Below are 23,864 nucleotides of genomic sequence, written 5' to 3'. Positions count from 1 at the left end.
CTATTCCACCTGGCCGATGACCGCACCCTTGGCGATCACCGCGTCTTCTTCTTCGATGATCTTCAGCACGCCGGCAGCCGGCGCTTCGATCTCGAACTGGGCCTTTTCCGACATGACCTCGGCGACCAGGTCACCGGCGGCCACTTCGGCGCCGTCGCTGACCAGCCAGGAGGTGATCACCGCTTCGGCGTCGCCTTCCCAGAGGTCGTCTGCAATCACGATGGGGGTACTCATAAACGTCATTCCTTATGCATGGCGTGGTAGGCGGCCACGATCTTGTCCGCGTTGGGCAGGGCCCATTGCTCCATGACCGGGGTGAAGGGGATGGGGATATCGGGGAAGGCCACCCGCTGCGGGCGCGCCTTGAGCATGTCGATGTCGTGCTCGACGACGCTGGCGATGATTTCGCCGCTGACGCCGAAGCTGTGGTAGTCCTCGTCGATCACGATCAGCCGGCCGGTCTTGCGTACCGAGGCGATGACGTGTTCGCGGTCCAGCGGCACCAGGCTGCGCAGGTCGATGACCTCGGCGCTGACGCCGTCCTTTTCCAGCTGCGTGGCGGCGCGCAGGGCGTGGTGCACACCGGCGCCGAGGCTGACCAGGCTGACGTCGCGGCCTTCGCGCACGGTTTTGGCCCTGCCGATCTCGACGATGTAGGGCTCTTCCGGCACCGGCACCGTGGCGCCTTTCTCGGTGCCCAACCAGCCCATGCCCTGCAGTGACTTGTGGAAGAGGTACACCACCGGGTTGTCGTCGCGAATCGCCGCGGTCATCAGGCCCTTGGCGTCGTAGGCGTTGCTCGGTACCACGACCTTCATGCCCGGCAGGTGGGCGAAGGTGCCGTACAGGCACTGCGAGTGCTGGGCGGCGTCCGAATAACCGGCGCCGGTGGAGGCCATCAGCACCATCGGCACCGGTATCTTGCCGCCGGAGAAGTAGGTGTTCTTCGCCATCAGGTTGTAGATGGCGTCCATGCAGACGCCGAAGAAGTCGACGAACATCAGCTCGACGATCGGCCGCATGCCGTCCGAGGCGGCGCCCACGGCGGCACCGATAAAGGCGGTTTCGGAGATCGGCGTATCGCGGATGCGCGTCTTGCCGAACTCGTCATACAGCCCACGGGTGTTGCCGAATACGCCGCCGAGCTGGCCGATGTCCTCGCCCATCACGAACACCTTCGGGTCCAGGCGCATCTCCTGGGCCACGGCTTCGGCCATGGCGCGGGCGACGGTGAGTTTTCTTTCCTTTACTGCTGTGGTCATGGGGTTCTCCTGCTCAGCCGGCCAATGCGGCGGGGCTGACGATGATCTTGACGTTGCGGTCCTTGTGGTTGGCCAGCTCCTCGAAGCCCTGCTCGAGGATGTTGTCCAGGCCGATGCGACCGGTGATCAGCGGGGTGACGTCCATGCGGCCGTCGGTGATCAGGGCGATGACATCGGCGAATTCACCGGCGTAGGCGAGCGAGCCGATCACCTGTTTCTCGGTGGCGACGATCTCGAAGAAGTTGAATTCCGAGGGCTCCTCGAAGATGCCCACCATCACGCAACGACCGGCCTTGCGGATCACGTCGATGGCGAGCTTTGCGGTGGCCTTATGGCCGATGCACTCGAAGGAGACGCCGGCGCCGTAACCGCCGGTGAGCGCCTTGATTTCGGCGATGGCGTCGCACTCGCTGGGGTCGATGACCCGGCTGGCACCGACTTCCAGCGCCTTGGCCTTGCGCGCGGCGGACATCTCCAGCGCGATCACCTGGCCGGCGCCAGCAGCCTTGGCGCACATGATGGTGCACAGGCCGATGGTGCCGGCGCCGACCACCACAACCGTTTCGCCGAGCAGGCTGCCGGCCTTCTTCACCGCGTGCATGCCGACTGCCAACGGTTCGATCAGCGCGCCGGCCTCCAGCGGAAAGCCTTCCGGCAGGCGGTAGAGCAGCTCGGCGGGTACGTTGACGAACTCGGCGAAGGCGCCGTTGTTCATCAGCCCGGTGAAGGCCAGCTGTTCGCAGAGGTTGTATTGGCCGGTCTTGCAGAAACGGCACTGACCGCAATGCTGGCAGGCATCGGCGGCGACCTTGTCGCCCGGTGCGTAGCCTTCGACACCTTCACCGGTGGCGACGATCTCGCCGCAGAACTCGTGGCCGAGGATGCACTGGCCCTTGATGCCGGTGAGCGGGTGCGGCGCATCCACCGGAATGAACACCGGGCCGGCGAGGTATTCGTGCAGATCGGAACCGCAGATGCCGCACCAGTGCACGCGGATCTGCACCCAGCCCGGTTGCGGCGCGCCGGGCAGCGGCACCTGTTCCAGGCGGATGTCCTTGCGACCGTGCCAGACGGCGGCGGTCATGGTGGCTTGGCTGTTCATGGTGGTGTTCCTCTTGTTGTTCTGCTGTGTCCGCGTTTCGCGAGCAGGCTCGCTTCTGCGGTCTTCGGGACTGACCTGCGCTACACGAAGACCTTCTCCAGCGCCTCTTCGGGACGCGGATAAGGGCTCTCGCGGGCGAACTGCACCGCTTCATCGATGCGTCCGCGGGCGCGTGCGGCGATGTCTTCGGCCTGCGCTTCGCTCATCACGCCTTCGTCGATCAGGCGTTGGCGGTAACCGGGGATCGGATCCTTCTTCATCAGGCCGTCCTTCTCGCCTTCGGGGCGGTAGGTTTCGCCGTCGCCCATGAAGTGGCCGGCCAGGCGATAGGTCTCGATCTCGATCAGGGTCGGGCCGCCACCGGCACGGGCGCGCTCGATGGCTTCACCGGCGGCGCGGAACACGCCGTCCGGGTCGTTGTTCTCGACGAACACACCGGGCATGCCGTAGGCCGCGGCGCGCACGTGGTGCTGCGCGATGCAGGTGGCGCTGGCCTTGGCCACCGAAATGCCCCAGGCGTTGTCCTCGATGACGAACACCACCGGCAGCTTCCACAGCGCCGCGAGGTTCAGCGTTTCGTGGAAGGCGCCCTGGTTGGCCGCGCCCTCGCCGATGAAGGACACGGCCACGCCGGGCTTGCCCTGCATCTGCCGCGACAGCGCCGCGCCGACCGCTGGGCCCATGCCCTCGGCGATAATCCCCGAGCAGGAGAAATTCACCCGGCCATCGAACAGGTGCATATGCCCGCCGCGCCCGCCAGACAGCCCGGTGGCCTTGCCGAAGATCTCGGCCATCATCTCGTTGAGGTCCACGCCCTTGGCCACGGCGATGTGGTGCGGGCGGTGGGTGGCGGTGACGATGTCCGCAGCCTCGAGGTGCGCGCAGACACCCACGGCGCAGGGCTCCTGGCCGTTGGAAAGGTGCATCTCGCCGGGGATCGGCCCCTTGGCCATGTTGAACACCGGCGTCTTGCCTTCCATGTAGATGCGCTCGATGGATTCCTCCATGTAGCGGCTGGTCAGCATCTGCTCATACATCCACAGGCGCTGCGAGTTGTTTGGCTGGGTCATGGGTGGACTCCCTTGTAGTTGCGGGTCAGATCGCGCGTTCGTTGAGCAGACGGCCGATCTGCTCGGCCTGGCGCAGGGCCAGCGCGACGATGGTGAGGGTGGGGTTCTGGCCGCCGCTGGTGGTGAACTGGCTGCCATCGGAGACGAACAGGTTGGGGATGTCATGGCTCTGGCCCCACTTGTTCACCACGCCGTCACGGGCCTTGGCGCTCATGCGGTTGGTGCCCATGTTGTGGCTGGCGGGGTAGGGCGGCAGCTCGATGATGTCGGTGGCGCCGGCAGCCTCGTAGCACCTGGCGGTGGCGGCAACGCCGTGCTTGCGCATGGCGGCATCCATCGGGTGATCGCTCTTGGTCACTACCGGGATCGGCAGGCCGTACTGGTCCTTTTCGCTGTCATGCAGGGTGATGCGGTTGTTCTCCAGCGGCAGGTCTTCTCCGCACAGCCAGACGCCGGACATGTGGTTGTACTTTTCCATCCGCGAGGTGAACTGCTTGCCCCAGCCCTTGGGCGTCGGGTCAAGGAAGGCGGAGAGGAAGGGCAGGCCGAGGGCAAGGATTTCCAGCCGGTAACCGCCGACGAAGCCGCGCGACGGGTCGTTGTAGGACTCGTCGGAGATGACCCCGGCGCAGGTGGTGCCGCGGTGCATGTTCACCGGCTTGGGCATCACCGCGAAGATGCCGGCGGTGGTGTGGGTCATGTAGTTGCGTCCGACCTGGCCGGAGGAGTTGGCCAGCCCGTCGGGGAACATCGACGAGGCGGAGTTGAGCAACAGCCGCGGCGACTCGATGGAGTTGCCCGCCACGCAGACCACCCGGGCCTTCTGCCTTTGGATGTTGCCGTCGGCATCGGCGTAGACCACGGCATTGGCGCGGCCCTTGGCGTCATGCTCGATGCGCAGCACCATCGACTGCGGCCGCACTTCGCAATAACCGCTGGCTTCGGCGCGGGGAATGTCGGTGTAGAGCGTCGACCACTTCGCGCCCATCTTGCAGCCCTGCATGCAGAAGCCGAGCTGCTGGCAGGCGGCGCGGTCGTCGTAGGGCTCGGTGTTGATCGCCATCGGCCCGGAGAGGATCTCCTTGTAGCCGACCCGCTTGGCGCCGGTGGCCAGCACCTTGAAGGAGTTGTGCCACGGGTGATAGGCCATGCCGGTGCTCGGCCCGGTCACGCCCATGTGCTTCTCGGCCTTCTCGTACCAGGGCGCCATCTCGTCCAGCGTCACCGGCCAGTCGAGCAAGTTGGCGCCGGCGATGTCGCCATTGATGCTTTGCATCTTGAATTCGAAGTCGCGAAAGCGCAGGGCGATGCCGGCCCAGTGCACCGTGCTGCCGCCGACGCCCTTGACGATCCAGGCGGGCAGGGTCGGGTTGTTCTCGGTTAGGTGCCAGCCACCGGCGGCCTGGCGTTTGTCGAGCCAGGAGATCTTCTTGAACATCGCCCACTCGTCGTTCTCGATGTCCTCCAGCGTGTGGCGCTTGCCGGCTTCCAGCACCACGCTGCGAATCTTCTGTTTGGCCAGCGCGTTGGCGAGCGTCCCGCCGCCGGCACCGGAGCCGATGATCACCACGACGCCATCGTCATCCTGGGCAAAAGTTGCCATGGGGTATTCCTCGTCTTGTTCTTGTTGTTGTCCCGTGTGCACGGAGTGGTCAGAGCCAGTTCAGATCGTTGAAGCCGCGGTTGACGTAGCCGCCGTACTCCCAAGACGAACCCTCGTAGCCGAACAGCGGGAACAGCGCCTTGTTGTCGTACAGGCCGAACATCAGGCTGCTGCGCACGGCCTTGAAGAAGGGGGTGTTTTCGATCTCGGTCAGCAGGGCCACGCGCTCGGCCTCGTCGAGCTGTTCGAATGGCGAGCCATAGGCCTGGCGCGCCTGCTGTTGCAGGTCGTCCAGGCCGCTAGCGACCAGCGCTGGCTGCTCGTCCACCAGACCGAGCAGGGGCTGCACGTAGTGGTGGTCGCTGATGAACTCGTGGGGAAAGACGTCACGGCCCATGCGCAGAAGGCCATCGGGCAGGTTTGGCAGGCGTTCCTCGGCGAGCAGGTTCACCGGGATCAGTTGCGACAGGCTGAATGCCAGCAAGGACTGGCCGGAAATGGAAAGAAAACGTCGCCGGTTTAGCGTGCCGTGCGGGCGAGCTGAATCGTGCATGACATAGCTCCTGATTATTACCGGCAGTTCCGTGGTGCTCGGAATGCTGGCGATCTTGTTATGCGAAGAGTTTGTTCCGCAAAACAGTAGGAGCAGTTGTCATGCCAACTTGTAGTAAGAGCCTATGATTTTGGTAAGTGGTTGATAAGTATGGTTGTTTGTTAACTTTGCGGTGCTTGTGTATTTAATGTGTAAAGCGCTTTAGGCGTTACACCTGTAAAGCGCTGTAAAGCGTTTTACAGTACGGCGACAAACAATATGAATAGACAAAGTGCTTCTAAAGTTCAGGCTGGTCTGTCCGGGTCAATGGTTTATCCTTCGTTTATTGCAAAACAATAAAGCGTTTCACTGGAGTCGCCTGCGCTCGGTCTGGCGCGAGCACTTCGAGGAGGAGGCATGAATCTGCTATCCGGTCCGGTCAGCCATATCGACGCGGTGCTATCGCTGGCCAATGCGCCGCACCTGCCCGGTGATCGTGATCCGATCATCGCGCGCTCCTGGCACCGCTGTGTGCACGACTACGGCCTGGACCCGGCGCGACCTGCCGAGGCCCGTTTCGTCCCGCGGCAGGTGCTGCGCGAGCACCAGGATCAGGCCGACGAGCTGATCAATGTCGCCCGCGCCGGGGTCGAGCAGCTGTACCGGCAGATCGCCGAGCTGGGTTACGTGATCCTGCTGACCGACAACCGCGGCATCGCCGTGCAGTTTCTCGGCGACCCGGCAGACGAAAAGGCGCACCGCAAGACCGGCCTGTTCCTCGGTTCGGACTGGGGCGAAGACCACGCCGGCACCTGTGCAGTCGGCACCTGCATCAAGGAACAGCAGGCGCTCACCTGTCATCAGCACGATCACTTCAGCGTCTGGCATACCAACCTCACCTGCACCGCGGTGCCCATGTTCAACCCGCACGGCCAGCTGCTGGCGGTGCTGGATATCTCCGCGCTGCATTCGCCACCGACCAAGGATTCCCAGACCTTTGCCCTGCAGCTGGTCAAGCAGTACGCGCGGATGATCGAGGATGCCTATTTCATGCGCGTTTACCGCGAGCGGCCGATTCTCTGTTTCGACGGCTCCCGCGAGTTCGTCCTGATCAACCGCCGCTATCTGCTGGCGTTGGGTGATGATGGCGAGCTGCTCGCCGGCAACACCGCCGCTCGGGGTCTGCTGGCCGAACACGGGCTGATGATGCCGGGCCCCTTTGGTACCCCGGCGCAGGCGCGCATCGATCAGCTGTTCGATTGCGAGCTGGGCGATGTGCTGAGCATTCCCTACGCCAGTCACGACCAGGTCCGCGCCTTTCGCACCCATCGCCACCAGCTGTTCTTCGCCGCCTTGATGGAGCCGCGTCGCCGTGCACCGGAGCCGGCCGAACGCAGCGCGCCCGGTGGGCATGCCGCGCTTGATGCCCTGGCCGACGATGACCCGGTGATGCGCAAGATGCTGGCCCGCGCCAAACGTCTATGCAGCGAGCCGCTGAACGTTCTGCTCAATGGCGAGACCGGCACCGGCAAGGAACGCCTGGCCAAGGCGCTGCACGAAAGCGGTTGCCGGCGCAGCAAACCTTTCGTGGCGATCAACTGCGGGGCCATGCCCGAGTCGCTGATCGAAAGCGAGCTGTTCGGCTACGCCCCTGGCACCTTTACCGGCGCCCGTAGCAAGGGAATGCGCGGACTGATCCAGCAGGCCGACGGCGGCACGCTGTTCCTCGATGAAATCGGCGACATGCCGCTGCACTTGCAGACCCGGCTGTTACGGGTGCTGGCCGAGCAGGAAGTGATGCCGCTGGGTGCCGAGAAACCGGTGAAGGTGGATATCCGCGTGGTGGCCGCCAGCCACCGCGACCTGCGGCAGATGGTCGAAAGCGGTGCGTTTCGCGAGGACCTGTTCTACCGCCTGAACGGCGCCTCGCTGAAGCTGCCGCCGCTGCGCGAGCGCGCCGACAAGGGCTTTCTCATCGAGCGGGTGTTCGCCGAACTCGCCGAGGGCCGGCCGGGCAATCCGCACCTGCGTGGCGATGCCATGAGTGCGCTGCTGGCCTATCCCTGGCCGGGCAACATCCGCGAGCTGCGCAACGTACTGCAGTACGCGCTGGCGACCTGTGAGGGTGACGAGATCACCGTGCAGGATCTGCCGGACGAATGCCTGCCACCGATTCTGGCGCGCTGTCGTCAGTCGGCCGCCGCGGCCGAACCCGAGTCGGCGACGGCTCTGCGCGAGCAGCTGCGCCGTCATCGCTGGAACGTCAGCGCCGTCGCGCGGGAGCTTGGCGTGTCGCGCCCGACGGTGTACCGGCGCATGCGCGTGCTGGGGATCGAAGCGCCGGTGTGACCGGCGCCGTGGTGTTACTCGCTGACCGGCTGTTGTGCCGGCGTGCCTTTTTCAGCGGCGATATCGAAGGCGATGCTCCAGTTGTGCAGCGGGTAGGGCTGGTGCACCAGTGCCTTGATGTTGGCTTCGGCAGGCATGAGGTCGGGCAGGTATTCGTAGGTGGCGTCGGCGCGCATCGGGTCGCTGTCGCGTAGCTGGCCGGCGCCGCCGACCTGGTGGCTGGCGTAGCTGATGCGTGGCTGGCCGCTGAGGTCGCGACCGGCGCGCAGGCGCACGATGGTATCGGCGACGATGTCGACAGCGTCGATGGGCACTTCGCCCTGGTCGTCACGCAGCACGAAACCCTTGTCCTTCACATCGCGGGCCTGGTGGCCGATGTAGGGCTGGTCGAACGCCAGGGGCGGGTGCGGCACGTAGAAGTCGATCAGTACATCGCGGCCGTTCAGCGTGGCCTGGCGCGGTGCGAGTGGGGTCCAGCCTTTACGCTCGACGACGACGTGGTGGTAGACCTTGCCGAGCATCTGGCCGAACCAGCGATAGCCGTTCGCCGACAGGTGCACGCCCTTGTCGGTGTAGGGATAGACCGGCCCGACCAGGTACCAGCCGGGTTCTTCCTGGGCCAGTTCCCACTGCGCCATGCCGATGGCCAGCGAGCCGTCCTTGACCGAGGACTTGGCGTCGGTCTGGTAGCTGAAGAAGGCGGGCATCTTTTCCTGCCCGGCGATGGCCTTGGCGGTGTCGGCGTAGAGGTCGTCACGCAGCTGGCGCAGTTTGGCCTTGTAGTAATCCTTGTCGTTCTTGCCGCCGTTGGTGTGGGAATAGTCGAACTCGCCCTGCAGCCAGAAGAACGCGCTGATGCTGTAACTGGCCTGCTGCGCGTCGGCCAGTGCCTTGGCCTGGTCGACGGCCTGGGTCACACGGCGATACTCGTTGGTGCCGCCGCTTTTCGACAGCTGTGCGACGGAGCGGCCGGAGGTCGACGCGTTGCTGGCGACGAGCAGGTGATCGGGGTCGGTGTCACGGCCCAAGTGATGCAGATACAGCCGCCGCGCCATGTTCAGCGCGCCGACTTCCACAGATTCACCTTCTTCCTGCGCCTTCGGGTCGAGTTTCGCGACCTTTTCCGTATCGAGCAGCACCGCCGCATTGCTCTTCTGCTGCACCACGGCGCGCAGCGGTGTGAACGCGGCGTCACCGACCGGTTTGAACGTTGCACCGCTGAAGGCGGCCGATCGCGGCGAATCGCCGAGCATCAGGTTGTCGTAACGCGGCGCGACAGACAGCGCCGGCCAGCCTTCGGCCGCCGATGCCAGCGACTGGCCATAGGTGATGACGTGGTTGTACTTGCTCTCCAGCGGCTGCGTCAGCTCGTTCGGCTTGGCCATGAGCTCAGTGGTCAGGCGCTTGTTCTCGGCGTCGCGGGCAGCCATTTCGCTGTCCGACAGGGCGGCCAGGGCAGGCGCGGTGATGGTCAGCAGGGCTACGGCGATGGCCGTGCGCAGACATGGAGTAGTCAGCTGTTGGGGGCGATGGCGAAGCTCGAGCATGAGATTGCGGTTCCGGGACGGCACTGGATCATCGTGTACGGCAGGTTGCAGGCGAGCCGTAGGTATTGGCGGACGCGCTTTCGACGGTACTAAAGGACGTAAGTTCGCGGCAGCCACGTCGATGGCGGATTGGCTATGCTGTGGCGCATTCGAGCGGCGCTCGTGCAGCGATGCGCAGCAGGCTTTGGCAGGTAGAACGATGTCGTTGCCGTCCGCTCCCATGCAGGTCATTCCATTAGCAGAGGAGAACGCCATGAGCCATAAAGCCATATTCGTGCAGCCCGGTGGCGGCTACGACCGGGTCGTCGTCGGCACCAGCGAGGCCGCCACGCCCGGCGCCGGCGAGATCAGCGTGCGCCTGCGCGCGAACTCGCTCAACTATCACGACTTCGCGGTGGTCAGCGGCATGTGGGGACCGAGCGAGCCACGCATTCCCATGGCCGATGGTGCCGGTGAAGTGGTGGCGGTGGGTGCAGGCGTGACCGAATTTGCGGTCGGCGATGCGGTGGTCAGTACCTTCTTCCCCGACTGGCTGGCCGGTGAGCCGCTGATCGAAGGTTTCGCCACGGTGCCGGGCGATGGCGTCGACGGTTACGCACGGGAAATGGTCACCGCCCGCGCCACCTCGTTCACCCATGCACCCAAGGGTTACAGCCATGCCGAGGCGTCGACCCTGACCACCGCCGGCCTCACTGCCTGGCGTGCGCTGATGGCCGACGGCAAGCTCAAGCCCGGCGACAGCGTGCTGATCCAGGGCACCGGCGGCGTTTCCATCTTTGCCCTGCAGTTCGCCAAGATGGCCGGTGCCACGGTTATCGCCACCTCGTCCAGCGACGCCAAGCTTGAGCGCCTGCGCGAGATGGGCGCCGATCACCTGATCAACTACCGCAGCACGCCAGCCTGGGGTGAGACGGTGCATCAGCTCACCGATGGCCGCGGCGTCGACCACGTGATCGAAGTCGGTGGGCCGGCAACGCTGGAGCAATCGATGGTCGCGGCGCGCATCGGCGGGCATATCTCGGTGATCGGCATTCTCACTGGCGTTGCCGGCGAGCTGCCGCTGGTACCGGCGCTGGTGCGCCAGCTGCGTCTGCAGGGTGTGCTGGTCGGCAGTCGCGCTCAGCAGCAGGACATGATCCGCGCCATCGACGCCAACGGCATCCGCCCGGTGATCGACAAGCACTTCGCCGTGGACGATATCGTCGAGGCGTTCCGCTACCAGGAAACCAACCAGCACTTCGGCAAGATCTGCCTGGATATCTGAAGCCTGGCGTCGGCGGCGGCTGCGTTTAGAATGCGCGGCCACGCTGCCGACGATGCCCGCCCATGACGCCCGAACACCTATCCACCCTGCAAGATCACCTGCTCGACGCGCTGACCAACGTGCCCGACGAGACGCGGCGGTTGTTTCATGGCCGCGGCCGCTGCTATCCGGGGCTCGAACAACTCACCGTCGACTGGCTGCAGGGTGTGGTGCTGGTGGCGCTGTTCCGTGATCCCGGCGAGGCGGAACGGGCGGCGCTAGGGCAGATGCTCATGGCGCTGACCGAATCCCCGGCCTGGCAGCAGAGTCAGGCGCAGCGTTTGCTGCTGCAGCATCGCTATCTGCCGGATGCACCGACCGAGGCGTTGCTGGGCGATGTGCCCGCCGAGTGGCAGATCAGCGAGAACGGCCTGCACTACAAGCTCGATCTCGGGCGAAAGCAGAACAACGGTCTGTTTCTCGACATGCGCTACGGCCGACGCTGGGTGCAGGAACAGGCGCAGGGCAAGCGGGTGCTCAACCTGTTCGCCTACACCTGCGGCTTCTCCGTCGCGGCGATCGCTGGTGGCGCCGAGCATGTGGTCAACCTGGACATGGCTAGCGCGGCGTTGACCCGTGGGCGGGAGAACCATCGCCTCAATGGTCATGATCTCAGCCGCGTCAGCTTTCTCGGCCACGAGCTGTTCAAATCCTGGGGCAAGGTGCGCAGGCTCGGGCCCTATGACCTGATCATCATCGACCCGCCGTCCTTCCAGAAGGGCAGCTTCGCCCTGACGCGCGATTACCAGAAGATCCTGCGCAAGCTGCCGGAGTTGCTGAACGGCGGCGGTCAGGTGCTGGCCTGCGTGAATGACCCGGATATCGGCGCGGACTTCCTGATCCAGGGCATGGCTGCCGAGGCGCCGCAGCTGCGCTTCGAGCAGCGCCTGGAGAACCCGTCGGAGTTTCCCGACATCAGCCCCGAGAGCGGGCTCAAGGCGCTGCTGTTTTCGGCCTGACGCTGGGTCGAGTCAGTCCCTTGTGACCGGCTCTGCATCGGCCTTGCCGAGCAAGCGCTCGACGTCCTCGATCACCTGCAGTGCCGCCAGCGGACCGCCGACGGACGTCCACAGCGAGCCGTCGACAGCGCCGAAGCGTTTGCTCTGCAGCGCCGAGAGCTGGCCGAACGCCGGGGTCTGTTCGGCCTGACGCATGGCCTCGACCGCCTCGCCGCTGGTAGCCAGGGTGCCGATCACCAGCCAGTCGGCATCCAGCAGTTCCAGTGACTCCAGACTCAGTGCCATCGAGTGGGTGTGGCCGGGGTCCTGCTGATGGGCGGGGCGGGTGAGGCCGATGTCTTCGATGACCGTGCTGGCGAAGGCGTCCTTGAACATGTACGAGGGGCCCTTGGGATTCCAGCGCACGATGCTGAGGGTTTCGCCCTGATGCGTGCTCAGCCGCTCGCGCGCCTGTTCGACGCGAGCGCGGTAGCGGTCCAGCACGGCGTTGGCTTCGGCGTTCTTGTTCAGGATCTGCGCGGTGCGCTGCATGGTTTCCTGCCAGGGGCGACCCCAACTGTAGGTGATCACGGTCGGTGCGATCTCGTTGAGGATCGCCAGCTGCTCCGGCTTTACCGGGCCGGTGAGGATCAGATCGGGCTCCAGTTCGAGCAGGGTTTCCAGATTCGGATTGTCCAGATCGCCGACCACCGGGACGTCGGCCGTCAGCTTGCCTTCTAGGTAGCGCGGCGGTGCGGCCTGGCCGCGGCCGTTGATGGTGCCGACCGGGGTGACGCCAAGTGCGAGTGCGGTATCCAGATCGATTTCGCTGAGGGTGATTACCCGCTTCGGCGCTTCCGGCACGGTGACGGTGTTGCCCATGGCATCGCTCACCTGGCGCGTATCGGCCAGGGCGGGTAGGGCGAGCAGACTGGCCAGCAGAGCGGCGGCCATGTTACGTGGGGTCTTGAGGGTCATTGCATACCTTCCGTTTCGGGGTGTTCTCGGAGAGTGGTTTGCTGGAGGGCACGGGTACGGCGGCGCGGCACGATCACCGGCGCGCCGTCGCCGGGGGCCGGAAGGATGTCGACGTCGGTGTCGTAAAGGCGGTCGACCAGGGCCTTGGTCATCACCTGCCGCGCCGGGCCGATGGCCTGCACCCGGCCGTCGGCCAGGGCGATCAGCTCATCGCAGTAACGGGCGGCCACGCCGAGGTCATGGATCACGATCAGCACCGTGCGCCCGGCCGCGGCGATCTGGTGCACGGCTTCCATCACCTCGGCCTGGTGGCCGATGTCCAGCGCGCTGGTGGGTTCGTCAAGCAGGATCAGGTCGGTGTTCTGCGCCAGGATCATGCCGAGCCAGGCCCGTTGCGCCTGGCCACCCGAGAGCGAGGCGGCGCTGCGTTGCCAGATCGCATCGAGCTGCATCACCTCGCGGGCGCGTGCAACCTGGCGGGCGTCTTCCGCGCTCCACTGGTTGAACCAGCCCTGATGCGGATGGCGGCCGTACTGCACCAGCTGTTCCACGCGGATGCCTTCGGCCCAGGCTGTGTAAAAACGCTGGCATCGACCTTGCTGTGATTTGATGGATTCAAATCAGTGGGGAATGCCGATGAAGCGTTTTATCCAGGGAGAGCATCGAGGCCAAAGTGTGTTGCTTCCCGAGAGCCTGGATGACTACGTGGCGGACACCAACCCGGTGCGTGTGGTCGATGTGTTCGTCGATGAACTCGACCTTGGTCGACTCGGTTTCGAGGGTGTTGTCCCCGCAGAAACTGGTAGGCCTGCTTACCATCCTGCCGTCCTGCTGAAGATCTACATCTACGGCTACCTCAATCGCATCCAGTCCAGTCGCCGCCTTGAGCGAGAGACCCAGCGCAACGTTGAGCTGATGTGGTTGACCGGGCGCCTGATGCCGGACTTCAAGACCATCGCCAACTTCCGTAAGGACAACGGTAAGGCCATCCGCGGCGTTTGTCGGCAGTTCGTCGTGCTGTGCCAGCAGCTCGGTCTGTTCGCCGAAGCGCTAGTGGCTATCGACGGCAGCAAGTTCAAGGCGGTCAACAATCGTGATCGCAACTTCACCAGTGCTAAGTTGCAACGGCGGATGGAGGAAATCGAATCCAGCATCAGCCGCTACCTTACCGCTCTGGACACTGCCGATCGGCAGGAGCCTGCCGTGGCACAAGCCAAGGTCGAGCGACTGCACAGCAAGATCGCGGCGTTGAAAGTGAAGATGCAGGAACTCCAGGCCATCGAGACCCAGCTCCAAACCGCCCCAGACAAGCAGATCTCACTGACCGATCCTGATGCACGCTCGATGATGACGCGCGGCACCGGGATGGTCGGTTACAACGTCCAAGCTGCGGTCGATGCGAAGCATCACCTGATCGTGACGCACGAAGTCACCAACGACGGTGTCGACCGTGACCAATTGAGTAACGTGGCCATGCAGGCGCGGGAAGCGATGGGCGTGGAAGCGCTCTCGGTGGTCGCTGACCGAGGCTATTTCAAGAGTGAGGAAATCCTCGCCTGCCACGAAGCTGGCATCACCGCTTTCGTGCCCAAGACGCTGACGTCGGGAGCGACAGCGGCTGGCCGCTTTGGCAAAGGTGACTTCATCTATGACGCAGCAAGGAACGAGTACCGTTGCCCAGCAGGGCAAAGCCTGATCTGGCGCTTCTCACACGTCGAGAAAGGACTAAAGCTGCACCGTTACTGGAGTTCGAACTGCCAAAGGTGTGCGTTGAAAGATCAGTGCACACCGAGCGCACAGCGCCGGGTGAGTCGCTGGGAGCATGAGTCGGTGCTCGATGCGATGCAGACTCGCCTGGATCAGGCACCGGAGATGATGCGCATCCGCCGTCAGACGGTGGAGCATCCGTTCGGCACGTTGAAGGCCTGGATGGGCGCTACTCATTTCCTCACCCGAACGCTCGACCGGGTGAGCACCGAGATGAGCCTGCATGTGCTCGCCTACAACTTCAAACGCGTGTTGAACTTGCTGGGCAGCGGTGCCCTGATGGCAGCGATGAAGGCCTGAGGCCTGTTTTACGAGTCCTACCGTCCTCCATCAGTCATGCCGAAGCCTAAAGTGCCATAGCAACCAGAATCACCGAATGCGCCTGATTGTGCATCCGGAGGCCTTCTGGGCGCTGAGAAAATCCACCGGCAGTTGATTACCATCGCTTGCTGCGTTTTTACACGGTCTGGGCCAGCATCGGCCGTTGCGGCAGAAAGGCCAGCTCTCGCGCCAGCGCCTTGAGCGAGTAGCCCAGCAGCGGCTTGCCGTGGATCTCCACGGTGCCGCGTTGCAGCGGCAGCTGGCGCGCGAGCAGTTTGAGCAGCGTGGATTTGCCGCTGCCATTGGGGCCGACGATGCCGATCAGCTTGCCTCGGGGCAGGCTGAAGGAGACGTCGTCGAGCACGACCTTGTCCTGATAGGCGAAGTGCAGGTTTTCCGCGCGCAGGGCAGTCATCAGTCAGCTCCTCGTCTGTCCTTGAGCAGCAGGCCGAGCAGCAGGATGCCACCGAGCAGCCGCGTCATGATGCCGGTGGGGATTTCCTCGGGCTGGGCGAGCACCCGCACCAGGATGTCGCTGCCGAGCAGCAATACCGCGCCGCACAGCGCCGACAGCCACAGCGGGGCGAGGTTGTCGCGGGCCAGCCAGGAGGCGAGGATCGGTGCGGCCATGGCGATGAACACCACCGGCCCACCGATCGCCGTTCCCAGCGCGGCCACCACGATTGCCATGGCGAGCACGCCGAGCTGGACCAGCGGCACCTTCACCCCGAGGTTCTGCGCCGTGGCGTCGCCAAAGCGCAGCAGCGCCAGCGGCCGATTGACCAGCGCCATCAGCGGGCAGAGCAGCAACAGCAGCAGTGCGACGGGCTTGACCGTCTGATAGCTGACACCGGCGAAGTGGCCCATGGTCCACAGGTAGATGCTGCCCAAGTGAGCGAGGGGTTGCGTCGACATGGCGAAGTCGCCGAGGGCGCCGAGCAGTTCCGACAGCGCAATGCCGATGACGATGAACAGGTAGCCCTGCTCGCCGGGGCGTCGGCACAGGGCGAACAATGCGGCGGCCGCCAGCGCGGCTCCGAGTGGCGACGCCCACCATGGCCAGTTGCCGAGGGTCAGGTAGAGGGCGAAGACGACCACAGCCAGCGAGGCGCCCTCGTTCACACCGATCATGTCCGGTGTAGCTAGGCGGTTGCGTACCAGGGTCTGGATCAGGCAGCCGGCCATGCCCATGGCCAGCCCGGCGATGATCGCGGCGGCGACCCGCGGCAGGCGAATCTTGAAGATCATGATTTCCTGCAGCCTGCTGCCATTTCCGGTGAGGGTGGCGATGACGTCGCGCACGCCGAGATGGCCGCTGCCGAGGCTGGTCGCCAGGACGGTCAAGCCCAGCAGCACCAGCACGAGCAGGGTGAACATCAACCAACTGCGCCGATGCAGCAGCAGGCTGATGCCACCGAGGCGCAGCGTCCAGACGCCGGTAGGTGTGGGCAGGGAGGTCATGGCTACCTCACCGTCAACAGGGAACGAAAGCCGCCGCGCAACACGATGGCGATCAGCGCCGGCGCGCCGAGCGCGGCCAGCAGGGTGCCGACCGGCAGTTCGTACGGCTGCAGCAGCCAGCGCGAGAGCACGTCGGCGGCGAGCAGGAAGAGCATGCCGAACAGCGTGGAAAACAGCAGTTGCCGCAGCAGTGCCACCGGCTCGATGCGGCGCGCGCAATAGGCGGCGAGAAAACCGAGAAAGCCGATCGGCCCGGCCAGCGAGATGGCGCAGGCGGTGAGCAGGGTGGATGCCGCCAGCACGCCGAGGCGCACCCAACCGGTATGGATGCCCAGCGCGCGGGCCTGGCTGTCGCCCATCTGCATCAGGGTCAGCTGACGGCAGAGCAGCGTCGCCAGCACCAGCCCGAGCACGGCCAGTGGGCTGACCGTGCCGACCGCATCGAGGCTGGAGGCCGATAGCGAGCCGAGGTTCCAGAAGCGGAATTGCTCCAGCGCCACCCGAGTGGAGAGCAGCAGGAAATTCGCCAGACCGCCGAAGATCGCGCCGAGCGCCACCCCGGCAAGGATCAGCTTCAGCGGGCTGGCCTGACCCAGCATCAGGCCGACGCCCAGCACCAGCAGATTGCCCAGCAGGGCGCCGGCGCCGGACCAGAGCAGGTAGCCCCGGGTCGACTCGACGCCGAAATAGATCAGGCCGATCACCAGCCCGAGCACCGCGCCGGCATTGACACCGAGCAGGCCGGGTTCGGCCAGGGGATTGCGTGTCGCGCTCTGCAGCAGCGAGGCGGCGATTGCGAGGCTGGCGCCCACCACCAGCGCGGCGAGGGTGCGCGGCAGCCGCAGGGTATCGACGACCATGGCCAGCTTGTCGTCGGCCAGATACTCGGGCTGGCCGAGCAGATAGCCGAACACGGCGTCGGCACCATACACGCCGGCACCGGTGGCCAGGGACAGAGTCAGCAGCACGAGCAGAAGCCCGCCGCCGGCAATCAGCGTCGCCTTCTGCAACGCTGGCATCGTTGGATCAGTCGGCATGGTTCACTTCGCGTCTCCAGGTGAACCCGGCGGCTCGCGCCGCCGGGCGGGGCGTCAGATGTCGTAGGCGAAACCGACGAACAGCGTGCGACCCATGAGGATGTTGTCGACGGCCTGAGCCACCTCGTCGCGCTTCTCGTTGGTCAGGTTGTTGAGCCCGCCGTTGAGTGACAGCTGCTTGGTGGCCTGGTAGCGGGCACCGAGGCTCAGGGTGTGGAAGGCACCTGTCTCGAACGCCCCGGAGCGCGCCACGTCGTACAGGTACTGGCTGCCGGTGTACTGGTAATCCAGGTTCAGGCCGAGCTTTGGCAGCGCCTGCCAGTCGGCACCCAGGTTGGCGATATGCTGCGGCGAGTTGCGGATCGGCTCGTCGGTGTCGCGATCCTTGGCGTCGGAGTAGGTGTAGTTCGCGCGCAGGCCGATGCGGTCGCTCAGCAGGTAGTTGCCCTGCAGCTCGTAACCCTTGATCCGCACATGGGGCTGGTTGTAGGTGGTCAGCACCGGGTCGGCGGCGACGATCTGGCCGTTCACCCGAATCAGCCGCGTCGTTTCGGTGCTGATCATGTCTTCGATGTCGGTCTGGAAGAACATGATGCCGGCCTGCAGGCGGTTGTTCTGGTAGAAGGTGCCGAGCTCGTAACTGGTGGCGGTTTCCGGCTTGAGATCCTCGTTGCCGACCGTCACGCAGTAGCCACGGCAGGCGATTTCCACGTAGGTGGGATCGGATTGGGCAATGCTCGGCGCCTTGAACGACTTGCCCACGCCGCCCTTTATTACCCAGCTGTCGCTGAGGTTGTACACGCCGTAGGCCCGCGGGCTGAATTCGCTGCCGTAGCTTTCGTGATCATCCCAGCGGGCGCCGAGGGTGATATCCAGCTGTCCCAGTGAGAACTCGTCCTGCAGGTAGAGCGCTTGCTGATCGACCTCGATCTCCGAACCGAGGTTGTTGCTGTGGCTGAGTTCGGTGCGGCGCAGTTCGCTGCCCAGGGTCAGCAGGTGGTTGCCGAGGAACGCGGTCACCTGGCCGTCGACCGTATGGTTGGTCTGGTTGACGTTGCTGAAGCGGCCGCCGCGCAGGTCGGTCATGACCTCGGAGTCGTCCATCAGGTCGACGTCTTCGTAGTAGTAGCGGACCCGCGAGTTGAAGCCGTCCCAGCTGCCGTTGTGGGTCAGGCCGAAGGCGCTGCGTTCCATTTCCTGAACGTTGGTCGGAAAGGCGAAGCCCGAGTTGCTCCAGGTGCCCTTGCGGTCGTCCTCACGATAGCTCAGGTCGAGGTCGATGCTCTGGCGCTCGTCTAGCAGCCAGCTCAGGCTGCCGTAGGCGCTGGCGTTCTGGCGTTTTTCGGCGGCATCGATCAGGGGCGACGTAGTCTGGTCTGAACCCCAGGCAGCCTGGTCGGTGCCCTCGACGATCAGGTTGCCGAGCAGCTTGTCCTCGATCAGCGCGCCGCTGATGTAGCCGTTGGTCTTGTGGCTGTCACCGGAATCACCCTCGGTCGGGTGCTCGTAGCCGTAGGCGATGCCGGCCCTGGTGTCGGCGGTCGGTTTATGCAGGATCACGTTGACCACGCCACCGATGGCATCGGCGCCGTAGAGCGAGGACATCGGCCCGCGGATCACCTCGATGCGCTCGATGGCGGCCATCGGGATCGAGGACAGATCGAAGTCGTTGGCGTAGTTGGAGACCAGGGCTTCACGCGAGTTGATGCGGCGGCCGTTGACCAACAGCAGGGTGTAGTCCGAATCCATCCCGCGCAGTTTGATTTCCTTGCGGCCGTAGGTCGAAGACGGGCTGATGTACACCCCCGGCAGGTATTTCACCGCATCGGCGAGGTTGTACGCCGGCAGCTTGTCGAGGTCGTCACGGGTGACCACCGACACGCTCGCCGGCGCGCTGAGTTCGCTGTGGGCGGTCTGGGTGGCGGTGATGACTTCGTTCTGCAGCGTGACCGGCTCGCTGGCGATGGCGAGCATCGGAAGGAGTGCGCCGAGCAGCGTGAGCGGCAGGTGACGGGGACGACTGATGGTTCTTACAGAAGGCATTGCAGGCTCCATTGCGGTTTGATCGATGCGGGATGTAAGTCTCATCAGGCGTGCGGCTGCAGGTTCAGGCCCTGCTTGTGGTTGTAGGTGTTGGCAGGTGTCCATGGCGTCGCAGGGCAGCGAGCAGTAACAGCAGCGCTGCACCTGCGGTCAGGGTGAGAACCACGTGGAAACCTGCGAGGTGTTCGAAACCCGTCAGCTCGCCATCGGCAGCCGTACCCAGGTAGGCGGCGGAGGCCAGGCTGCCGAGGCCGGCGGCAACGTTGCTGACGGACCCGTGCAGCGCCATGAACGCGGCGCGTTGATTGGGCGCCGGAATGCTCGCGGCGACCGTCGTGGTGCTGCTGGTGCGCAGTGTGCTGAGTGCCATGAACAGGCTGAACACCAGCAACAGCGGCAGTGGAACCAGCAGGGCGAAGCCGAGCAGCGTGATCAGTGCCAGCAGACCGCTGCTGCTCAGGACCAGCCGGCGGGCGTGGCCGCGATCGATCCAGCTGCCGCCCAGACGCACGGCGGCCAGGCTGGCCAGCCCACCGCACAGGTAGAGCACGCCGATGTGTTCGCGGGCGAAGCCGAGATTGAACTGGAAGAATGCGGAAAAGTGCGGCACCAGCAGGAAGTGGCTGAACATCTGCAATGCGACAAGCGCCAGTGCCCCCAGGCACAGCGGTGAGCGCAACAGCGGGCGCAGCGCTCCTGGCGGGCGTGGGTGTGGTTGCGGATTGGGGAAGAGGATGTGGCAGCCAAACGCGAGCGCCAGGCCAACCGCGGCAACGCCCAGCATCGGCGCGCGCCAGCCCAGCCAGCGCGCCAGTTCCAGCGCCAGAGGCGTGACGACGATGGCGGCGAGGGAGAAACCCATCGCTAGGCGGGCGAGCTGCCGGCCCCGTTCGGCTGGAGGGATCAGATCGAGCAGGCTCGCCATCAGCACCGCGCCCAGGGGGCCGACGATGAACGCACTGAGCACGAAGAGCCAGGTCAACTGGTGCGCGTCGGAGGCACCTGCGCAGGCACCGAGCAGGGCGAAGCGCAGGACGAGCAGGGCGAGCAGCACCGGCTTGCGCTCGAAGCGGTCCAGCCAGGCTGCACTGAGCGCCGAGCCGAGGGCGGCTGCCAAGGTCGCGGCGCCAGCCAGATACCCTATGCGGTCGGCGGGCATGTCCAGTTCGCGGACGAAATCCGGGCCGAGCGGCAGATCATCATCAGGCTGCCGATCGATAGCATGCTAATCAGTGTGGCCAGCTGAACAGCCGTTTTCGTTTGTCGATCTGCATCCATGTACATAACGCCGCTGGGTGAGGCGGTGCATCTTATGCAGCTATAAACGCGAATTCAAATGCAAATCGTTATTGTTTGATTGCGATGCGAGAGATTCCATTGGATGGCGGCGCGCTATTGGGCGGAATAGCGGAGATGGCGCGCGGGGCTTCGATACCATAAGACCGCGCGAAAGCTCCCGAGATGAACTTATATCGGAGGTCGGCTGCGCCGCCTGAGCAGGCGGCGCCAGCGATCCGTGCTGTACGACCTGCCCTGGTTCAGTCGCGTGCCTCGAGGTCCTTGATCAGCGCCTTCATCTCGTCGATCTCACGGCGTTGCGCCTCGATGATGCTGTCCGCCAGCTCGCGCACCCTCGGGTCCTGAATATCCGCTCGCTCACTGGTGAGGATGGCGATGGAATGGTGAGGAATCATCGCCTTCATCCACGACACCTGATCCACCGTCGCCTGGCTGCGCACCAGCCACAAGGACACGACGAACACCAGCGCGCTGCCGGCGAAAATGGCGATGTTCACCCCACGCCGCGGATACATCTTCAGCATGAATGCCAGCATGACGATCGCCATGGCCGCGCCCATGATCAGCGCCATGTAGGCGCGGGTTTCGCTGAACAGGATGTGGTTGGTCTGGAACACGTTCAGGTACATCAGGCCGAACATGACCAGCGTCGAGGTGGCAATCATTGCGCCGAATTTGACGTAGGGCTGCATAGGCGTGCTCTCCTCTCGCTATGACTGGTGGGGCGGCAAATCGCCAGCCCATTTGGTCATCTCGACAGCCCTCGGTCGGTGCCGTTCACGTTTCTCGGCCATGCCAGCGGCACGCACTGGCCGACTGCGATGGCCTCGCCGCGCTGACCGCAGCGCAATGCGCAGCCGGCCCTAATCGCCGTTACGGACCTGCGAGGCGCCGCGGCTCAGCGAGTGGCCAGCTCTTCGCAGCTGGGCTCGATGGTGAACGTGCGCGCCGAGTCGACCGGGCCGAGCTTCTCCAGGGTGCGGCGGCCAAGCAGTACGGGGTAGTGCATTTCATCGCGATCCCTGAGCGAGAACTGCTCCTCGAGGAGGCGATCGCCGATGCACACCTTCATCAGCACCACCGGACGATCCTCTTTGCCGCCGGCGCCGCGGACGGTCAGTTCGCGGTGCAGTTTGCGTTCGATACGTGACTTGACCAGCTTGTCCCTTTCGATGTCCTTGAGGTCCAGATCAAAGCGGACCCACTCGTCACCGTCCCGCTCGAAATACTCGATGTCTTCGGCATGCATCGACGAAGTCAGCGCGCCGGTGTCGAGCTTGAACTTCACCGTGACTTCCTCGGGAAGCACCATGCCACGCTCCACCCAGCCGAGTGGTGTGCCGCCGGCGGCGAGGGAAGGGAGGGTATGCAGGGACAGCAGCACAGCGGCGGGTATGGCCAGTAGCCGTGACGATTTCAATGGCAACTCCGGAGATAGTGGCTTCGCTCAATAGAGCGAAATCTGCCGAGGATGTTCAGCTCGCCGTGGTTTCGCCGACGTGCCCAGCCGAGGATTTGCTCCTCTGAGCCGCTTCGCGTTCGCCGATCTGTTCGCTCAGCGCCCGGACGAAGGCATCCACCGCGACCGGCAGGTAACGCGAGCTGCGCACGTACACACCGAGGTCGCTGAATACCGCGCCGCCATCGTTCAGCGGTACGTGCACGAGCGTGCCGCCGGCCAGCTCGGCTTCGATGCCGATGCGCGTCTGGAAGGCGACCCCGGCACCGCGCTTGGCCATCTGCAGGGCCAGCTCCACCGAACTGGTTTCCAGTGGCGCCTTGTGTCGCGGGCGGGTACGCGCCAGCAGCGGCGCCAGCAGGTGATGGATGGAAAGGTCACTCTTGGCCAGGATCAGCGGATACTCGGCGCAGGTGGCGAAGCTGACGTCCGCGCGTTCGGCCAATGGATGCGCCGGGTTGACGATGGCGCCCAGGCGGAAATGACCGACGCCCAGCTGCTGCAGGTCGGCGGTACGCGGCAGCGCGAACGCCAGGCCGATATCGGCCTGGCCGCTGGTCACCGCATCGGGAATGGCCTGCGAACCGAGGCTGGTCACGCCGACGGTGACGCGCGGATAGCGCTCGCGCAGCTGCTCCAGCACGCCGGGCAGCAGATCGGTGGTGACGCCGGATACCGTGGCGATTTCCACGTGGCCGGTGCGCAGGCCCTGCAGCGCGTCCAGTTCGGAGCGCACACGCTCGGTGTCCTGCAGCACGACGATGACGTGGCGGGCGAAGATCTCGCCCGCAGCGGTCAGGCGCAGGCCGCCGGGCAGTCGTTCGAACAGCGGCGTGCCGATCTCGTCCTCGAGCTTGAGAATCTGTCGGTTTACCGCCGATGAGGCCACGTTCAGCCGCCGCGAGGCTTCGCGAATCGACTGGCAGCGCCGCACCATGTCGAAGTAATGGATGGCCGGCGAGTGGATGCGCAGCTTGCGCGCCACGCTCTGTCAGCGCTCCGGTGTTGGCGGCGGCGTAAGCCCGCAGCCTTTGAGGATGACGGCGATCAGGTTGTCGCTGGCGCGAGCGAAGTCTGCGCGGGTCATGCGCTTGCCGTTGATGCGACGGATCTGATCGGAAAAGTCGGCGTAGTGCTGAGTGCTGCTCCAGATCATGAAGATCAGGTGCATCGGGTCCACTGGGTCCATCTTGCCGGCAGCGATCCATGCGTCGAATACGGCGGCACGGCCACGAAACCAGTTGCGGTAGTCCTTGTTGAAATGTTCGGACAGGCATTCACAGCCGCTGATGACTTCCATGGCGAAGATCTTCGAGGCCTCGGGATGGCGCCGCGAGAACTCCATCTTGATGCGGATGTATTCGGCCAGGGCGGTGGCCGGGTCATCGTCGACGGTGAGGTCGTCGAAGGCAGTGTCCCAGAGCTCGAGAATATGCCGCATGACTTCGACGTACAGCCCCAGCTTGCTGTTGAAGTAGTAGTGCACGTTCGCCTTGGGCAACCCGGCACGGGTGGCGATGGCGTTCATGCTGGTGCCCTTGAAGCCATAGCGGGCGAACTCTTCGGCGGCGGCTGCGAGAATCGACTCCTCGTTCTTCTGGCGAATACGACCTGCGGGTTTGCCGTGGGCGGTGTAGAGCGGCTGCGGTGCGTTGTTCTTGTCCATGGTCCCTGTCCGTGAGCGCGCTGGCGGCCGGCCTTCAGTTATGAGCGTTAGCCCGGCATTGGAGGCCGTCATCGGTTTCGGTGGGCTGAAGCCCACCCTACGGTTCAGGCCACGAACCCCAGAGTAA

The 23,864-nt window shown here is 64.7% G+C and carries 20 protein-coding genes and 2 pseudogenes; 4 read left to right on the top strand and 18 right to left on the bottom strand.

Annotated features, from left to right (window positions below; all coding sequences use genetic code 11):
* The 6 genes from LW136_RS16085 to LW136_RS16060 form a co-directional block, all read right to left on the bottom strand.
* Complete coding sequence (locus tag LW136_RS16085) at window positions 1–234, bottom strand: lipoyl domain-containing protein (RefSeq protein ID WP_023444395.1); 234 nt, start codon at window positions 232–234, stop codon at window positions 1–3.
* Between the two features lie 5 nt (window positions 235–239).
* Window positions 240–1,262: an alpha-ketoacid dehydrogenase subunit beta gene (locus tag LW136_RS16080; protein ID WP_082041323.1), complete on the bottom strand. Its 1,023-nt coding sequence runs from the start codon at window positions 1,260–1,262 to the stop codon at window positions 240–242.
* 13 nt (window positions 1,263–1,275) lie between these two features.
* Complete coding sequence (locus LW136_RS16075) at window positions 1,276–2,346, bottom strand: 2,3-butanediol dehydrogenase (protein ID WP_041014689.1); 1,071 nt, start codon at window positions 2,344–2,346, stop codon at window positions 1,276–1,278.
* Between the two features lie 98 nt (window positions 2,347–2,444).
* The gene (locus tag LW136_RS16070) at window positions 2,445–3,434 is read right to left on the bottom strand and encodes a thiamine pyrophosphate-dependent dehydrogenase E1 component subunit alpha (protein ID WP_041014664.1); all 990 of its coding nucleotides are present in this window, start codon (window positions 3,432–3,434) and stop codon (window positions 2,445–2,447) included.
* Between the two features lie 25 nt (window positions 3,435–3,459).
* A complete protein-coding gene (locus LW136_RS16065; protein ID WP_234173186.1) occupies window positions 3,460–5,037 on the bottom strand; it encodes a GMC family oxidoreductase in 1,578 nt (525 codons plus the stop codon).
* A 49-nt stretch (window positions 5,038–5,086) separates the two neighbouring features.
* The gene (locus LW136_RS16060; RefSeq protein ID WP_041014662.1) at window positions 5,087–5,590 is read right to left on the bottom strand and encodes a gluconate 2-dehydrogenase subunit 3 family protein; all 504 of its coding nucleotides are present in this window, start codon (window positions 5,588–5,590) and stop codon (window positions 5,087–5,089) included.
* Window positions 5,591–5,986: 396 nt separating this feature from the next.
* On the opposite strand from LW136_RS16060, the gene LW136_RS16055 reads away from it, so the two are divergent.
* On the top strand, window positions 5,987–7,918 hold the full coding sequence (locus tag LW136_RS16055; RefSeq protein WP_181066105.1) for a sigma-54-dependent Fis family transcriptional regulator: 1,932 nt from the start codon (window positions 5,987–5,989) through the stop codon (window positions 7,916–7,918).
* 14 nt (window positions 7,919–7,932) lie between these two features.
* Here the strand turns inward: LW136_RS16055 and LW136_RS16050 are convergent, their stop codons facing one another.
* The gene (locus LW136_RS16050; RefSeq protein WP_052462870.1) at window positions 7,933–9,465 is read right to left on the bottom strand and encodes a phosphate ABC transporter substrate-binding protein; all 1,533 of its coding nucleotides are present in this window, start codon (window positions 9,463–9,465) and stop codon (window positions 7,933–7,935) included.
* Between the two features lie 253 nt (window positions 9,466–9,718).
* On the opposite strand from LW136_RS16050, the gene LW136_RS16045 reads away from it, so the two are divergent.
* Both LW136_RS16045 and LW136_RS16040 read left to right on the top strand, forming a co-directional pair.
* On the top strand, window positions 9,719–10,729 hold the full coding sequence (locus LW136_RS16045; protein WP_041014660.1) for a zinc-dependent alcohol dehydrogenase family protein: 1,011 nt from the start codon (window positions 9,719–9,721) through the stop codon (window positions 10,727–10,729).
* Between the two features lie 62 nt (window positions 10,730–10,791).
* Window positions 10,792–11,727, top strand: a complete 936-nt coding sequence (locus LW136_RS16040; protein ID WP_041014659.1) for a class I SAM-dependent methyltransferase — start codon at window positions 10,792–10,794, stop codon at window positions 11,725–11,727.
* Between the two features lie 12 nt (window positions 11,728–11,739).
* On the opposite strand, the gene LW136_RS16035 is transcribed toward LW136_RS16040, so the two are convergent.
* Window positions 11,740–12,684 carry an ABC transporter substrate-binding protein gene (locus LW136_RS16035; RefSeq protein WP_234173185.1) on the bottom strand — a complete coding sequence of 315 codons (945 nt, stop codon included), beginning with the start codon at window positions 12,682–12,684 and terminating at the stop codon, window positions 11,740–11,742.
* Window positions 12,681–13,250: pseudogene (locus LW136_RS16030) on the bottom strand (ABC transporter ATP-binding protein); the annotation flags it as partial. The pseudogene LW136_RS16030 and the gene LW136_RS16035, both read right to left, overlap by 4 nt.
* Window positions 13,251–13,320: 70 nt before the next feature.
* Here LW136_RS16030 and LW136_RS16025 point away from each other — a divergent pair.
* Entirely contained in the window at window positions 13,321–14,751 is a 1,431-nt protein-coding gene (locus LW136_RS16025; RefSeq protein WP_046622526.1) for an IS1182 family transposase, read from the top strand.
* A gap of 160 nt (window positions 14,752–14,911) precedes the next feature.
* Here the strand turns inward: LW136_RS16025 and LW136_RS16020 are convergent.
* The 9 genes and pseudogenes from LW136_RS16020 to LW136_RS15980 form a co-directional block, all read right to left on the bottom strand.
* Window positions 14,912–15,187 (bottom strand): annotated as a pseudogene (locus LW136_RS16020) (ATP-binding cassette domain-containing protein); the annotation flags it as partial.
* A complete protein-coding gene (locus LW136_RS16015; RefSeq protein WP_041014656.1) occupies window positions 15,187–16,233 on the bottom strand; it encodes a FecCD family ABC transporter permease in 1,047 nt (348 codons plus the stop codon). The gene LW136_RS16015 and the pseudogene LW136_RS16020, both read right to left, overlap by 1 nt.
* 2 nt (window positions 16,234–16,235) lie before the next feature.
* Entirely contained in the window at window positions 16,236–17,270 is a 1,035-nt protein-coding gene (locus LW136_RS16010) for a FecCD family ABC transporter permease (protein WP_096780453.1), read from the bottom strand.
* 54 nt (window positions 17,271–17,324) lie between these two features.
* Complete coding sequence (locus tag LW136_RS16005) at window positions 17,325–19,313, bottom strand: TonB-dependent receptor domain-containing protein (RefSeq protein ID WP_041014655.1); 1,989 nt, start codon at window positions 19,311–19,313, stop codon at window positions 17,325–17,327.
* Between the two features lie 64 nt (window positions 19,314–19,377).
* Entirely contained in the window at window positions 19,378–20,472 is a 1,095-nt protein-coding gene (locus tag LW136_RS16000) for an MFS transporter (RefSeq protein WP_234173184.1), read from the bottom strand.
* A gap of 379 nt (window positions 20,473–20,851) precedes the next feature.
* Window positions 20,852–21,304, bottom strand: coding sequence for a DUF305 domain-containing protein (locus LW136_RS15995; protein ID WP_041014654.1), 453 nt, complete (start codon window positions 21,302–21,304; stop codon window positions 20,852–20,854).
* Between the two features lie 206 nt (window positions 21,305–21,510).
* A complete protein-coding gene (gene rloA3, locus LW136_RS15990) occupies window positions 21,511–22,032 on the bottom strand; it encodes a retropepsin-like aspartic peptidase RloA3 (RefSeq protein WP_041014653.1) in 522 nt (173 codons plus the stop codon).
* 55 nt (window positions 22,033–22,087) lie between these two features.
* Window positions 22,088–23,056 carry a LysR family transcriptional regulator gene (locus LW136_RS15985; protein WP_041014652.1) on the bottom strand — a complete coding sequence of 323 codons (969 nt, stop codon included), beginning with the start codon at window positions 23,054–23,056 and terminating at the stop codon, window positions 22,088–22,090.
* Window positions 23,057–23,062: 6 nt separating this feature from the next.
* Entirely contained in the window at window positions 23,063–23,737 is a 675-nt protein-coding gene (locus tag LW136_RS15980; protein ID WP_003280204.1) for a TetR/AcrR family transcriptional regulator, read from the bottom strand.
* Window positions 23,738–23,864: the final 127 nt, after the last annotated feature.

Origin of the sequence: Stutzerimonas kunmingensis (genome assembly GCF_021432085.1) — a bacterium.
Taxonomy (GTDB): domain Bacteria; phylum Pseudomonadota; class Gammaproteobacteria; order Pseudomonadales; family Pseudomonadaceae; genus Stutzerimonas.
Note: the sequence above shows the minus strand (reverse complement) of the source record. Positions and strands in the feature narration are given on the sequence as shown.

Coding starts and splice junctions, on each gene's coding strand:
- LW136_RS16055 (WP_181066105.1), top strand. CDS start 5,987: ATGAATCTGCTATCCGGTCCGGTCAGCCATATCGACGCGGTGCTATCG.
- LW136_RS15980 (WP_003280204.1), bottom strand. CDS start 23,737: ATGGACAAGAACAACGCACCGCAGCCGCTCTACACCGCCCACGGCAAA.
- LW136_RS16085 (WP_023444395.1), bottom strand. CDS start 234: ATGAGTACCCCCATCGTGATTGCAGACGACCTCTGGGAAGGCGACGCC.
- LW136_RS16035 (WP_234173185.1), bottom strand. CDS start 12,684: ATGACCCTCAAGACCCCACGTAACATGGCCGCCGCTCTGCTGGCCAGT.
- LW136_RS16050 (WP_052462870.1), bottom strand. CDS start 9,465: ATGCTCGAGCTTCGCCATCGCCCCCAACAGCTGACTACTCCATGTCTG.
- LW136_RS16010 (WP_096780453.1), bottom strand. CDS start 17,270: ATGCCGACTGATCCAACGATGCCAGCGTTGCAGAAGGCGACGCTGATT.
- LW136_RS16060 (WP_041014662.1), bottom strand. CDS start 5,590: ATGCACGATTCAGCTCGCCCGCACGGCACGCTAAACCGGCGACGTTTT.
- LW136_RS16040 (WP_041014659.1), top strand. CDS start 10,792: ATGACGCCCGAACACCTATCCACCCTGCAAGATCACCTGCTCGACGCG.
- LW136_RS16000 (WP_234173184.1), bottom strand. CDS start 20,472: ATGCCCGCCGACCGCATAGGGTATCTGGCTGGCGCCGCGACCTTGGCA.
- LW136_RS16025 (WP_046622526.1), top strand. CDS start 13,321: ATGAAGCGTTTTATCCAGGGAGAGCATCGAGGCCAAAGTGTGTTGCTT.
- LW136_RS16045 (WP_041014660.1), top strand. CDS start 9,719: ATGAGCCATAAAGCCATATTCGTGCAGCCCGGTGGCGGCTACGACCGG.
- LW136_RS16075 (WP_041014689.1), bottom strand. CDS start 2,346: ATGACCGCCGCCGTCTGGCACGGTCGCAAGGACATCCGCCTGGAACAG.
- LW136_RS16080 (WP_082041323.1), bottom strand. CDS start 1,262: ATGACCACAGCAGTAAAGGAAAGAAAACTCACCGTCGCCCGCGCCATG.
- LW136_RS16065 (WP_234173186.1), bottom strand. CDS start 5,037: ATGGCAACTTTTGCCCAGGATGACGATGGCGTCGTGGTGATCATCGGC.
- LW136_RS16005 (WP_041014655.1), bottom strand. CDS start 19,313: ATGCCTTCTGTAAGAACCATCAGTCGTCCCCGTCACCTGCCGCTCACG.
- LW136_RS16015 (WP_041014656.1), bottom strand. CDS start 16,233: ATGACCTCCCTGCCCACACCTACCGGCGTCTGGACGCTGCGCCTCGGT.
- LW136_RS15995 (WP_041014654.1), bottom strand. CDS start 21,304: ATGCAGCCCTACGTCAAATTCGGCGCAATGATTGCCACCTCGACGCTG.
- LW136_RS16070 (WP_041014664.1), bottom strand. CDS start 3,434: ATGACCCAGCCAAACAACTCGCAGCGCCTGTGGATGTATGAGCAGATG.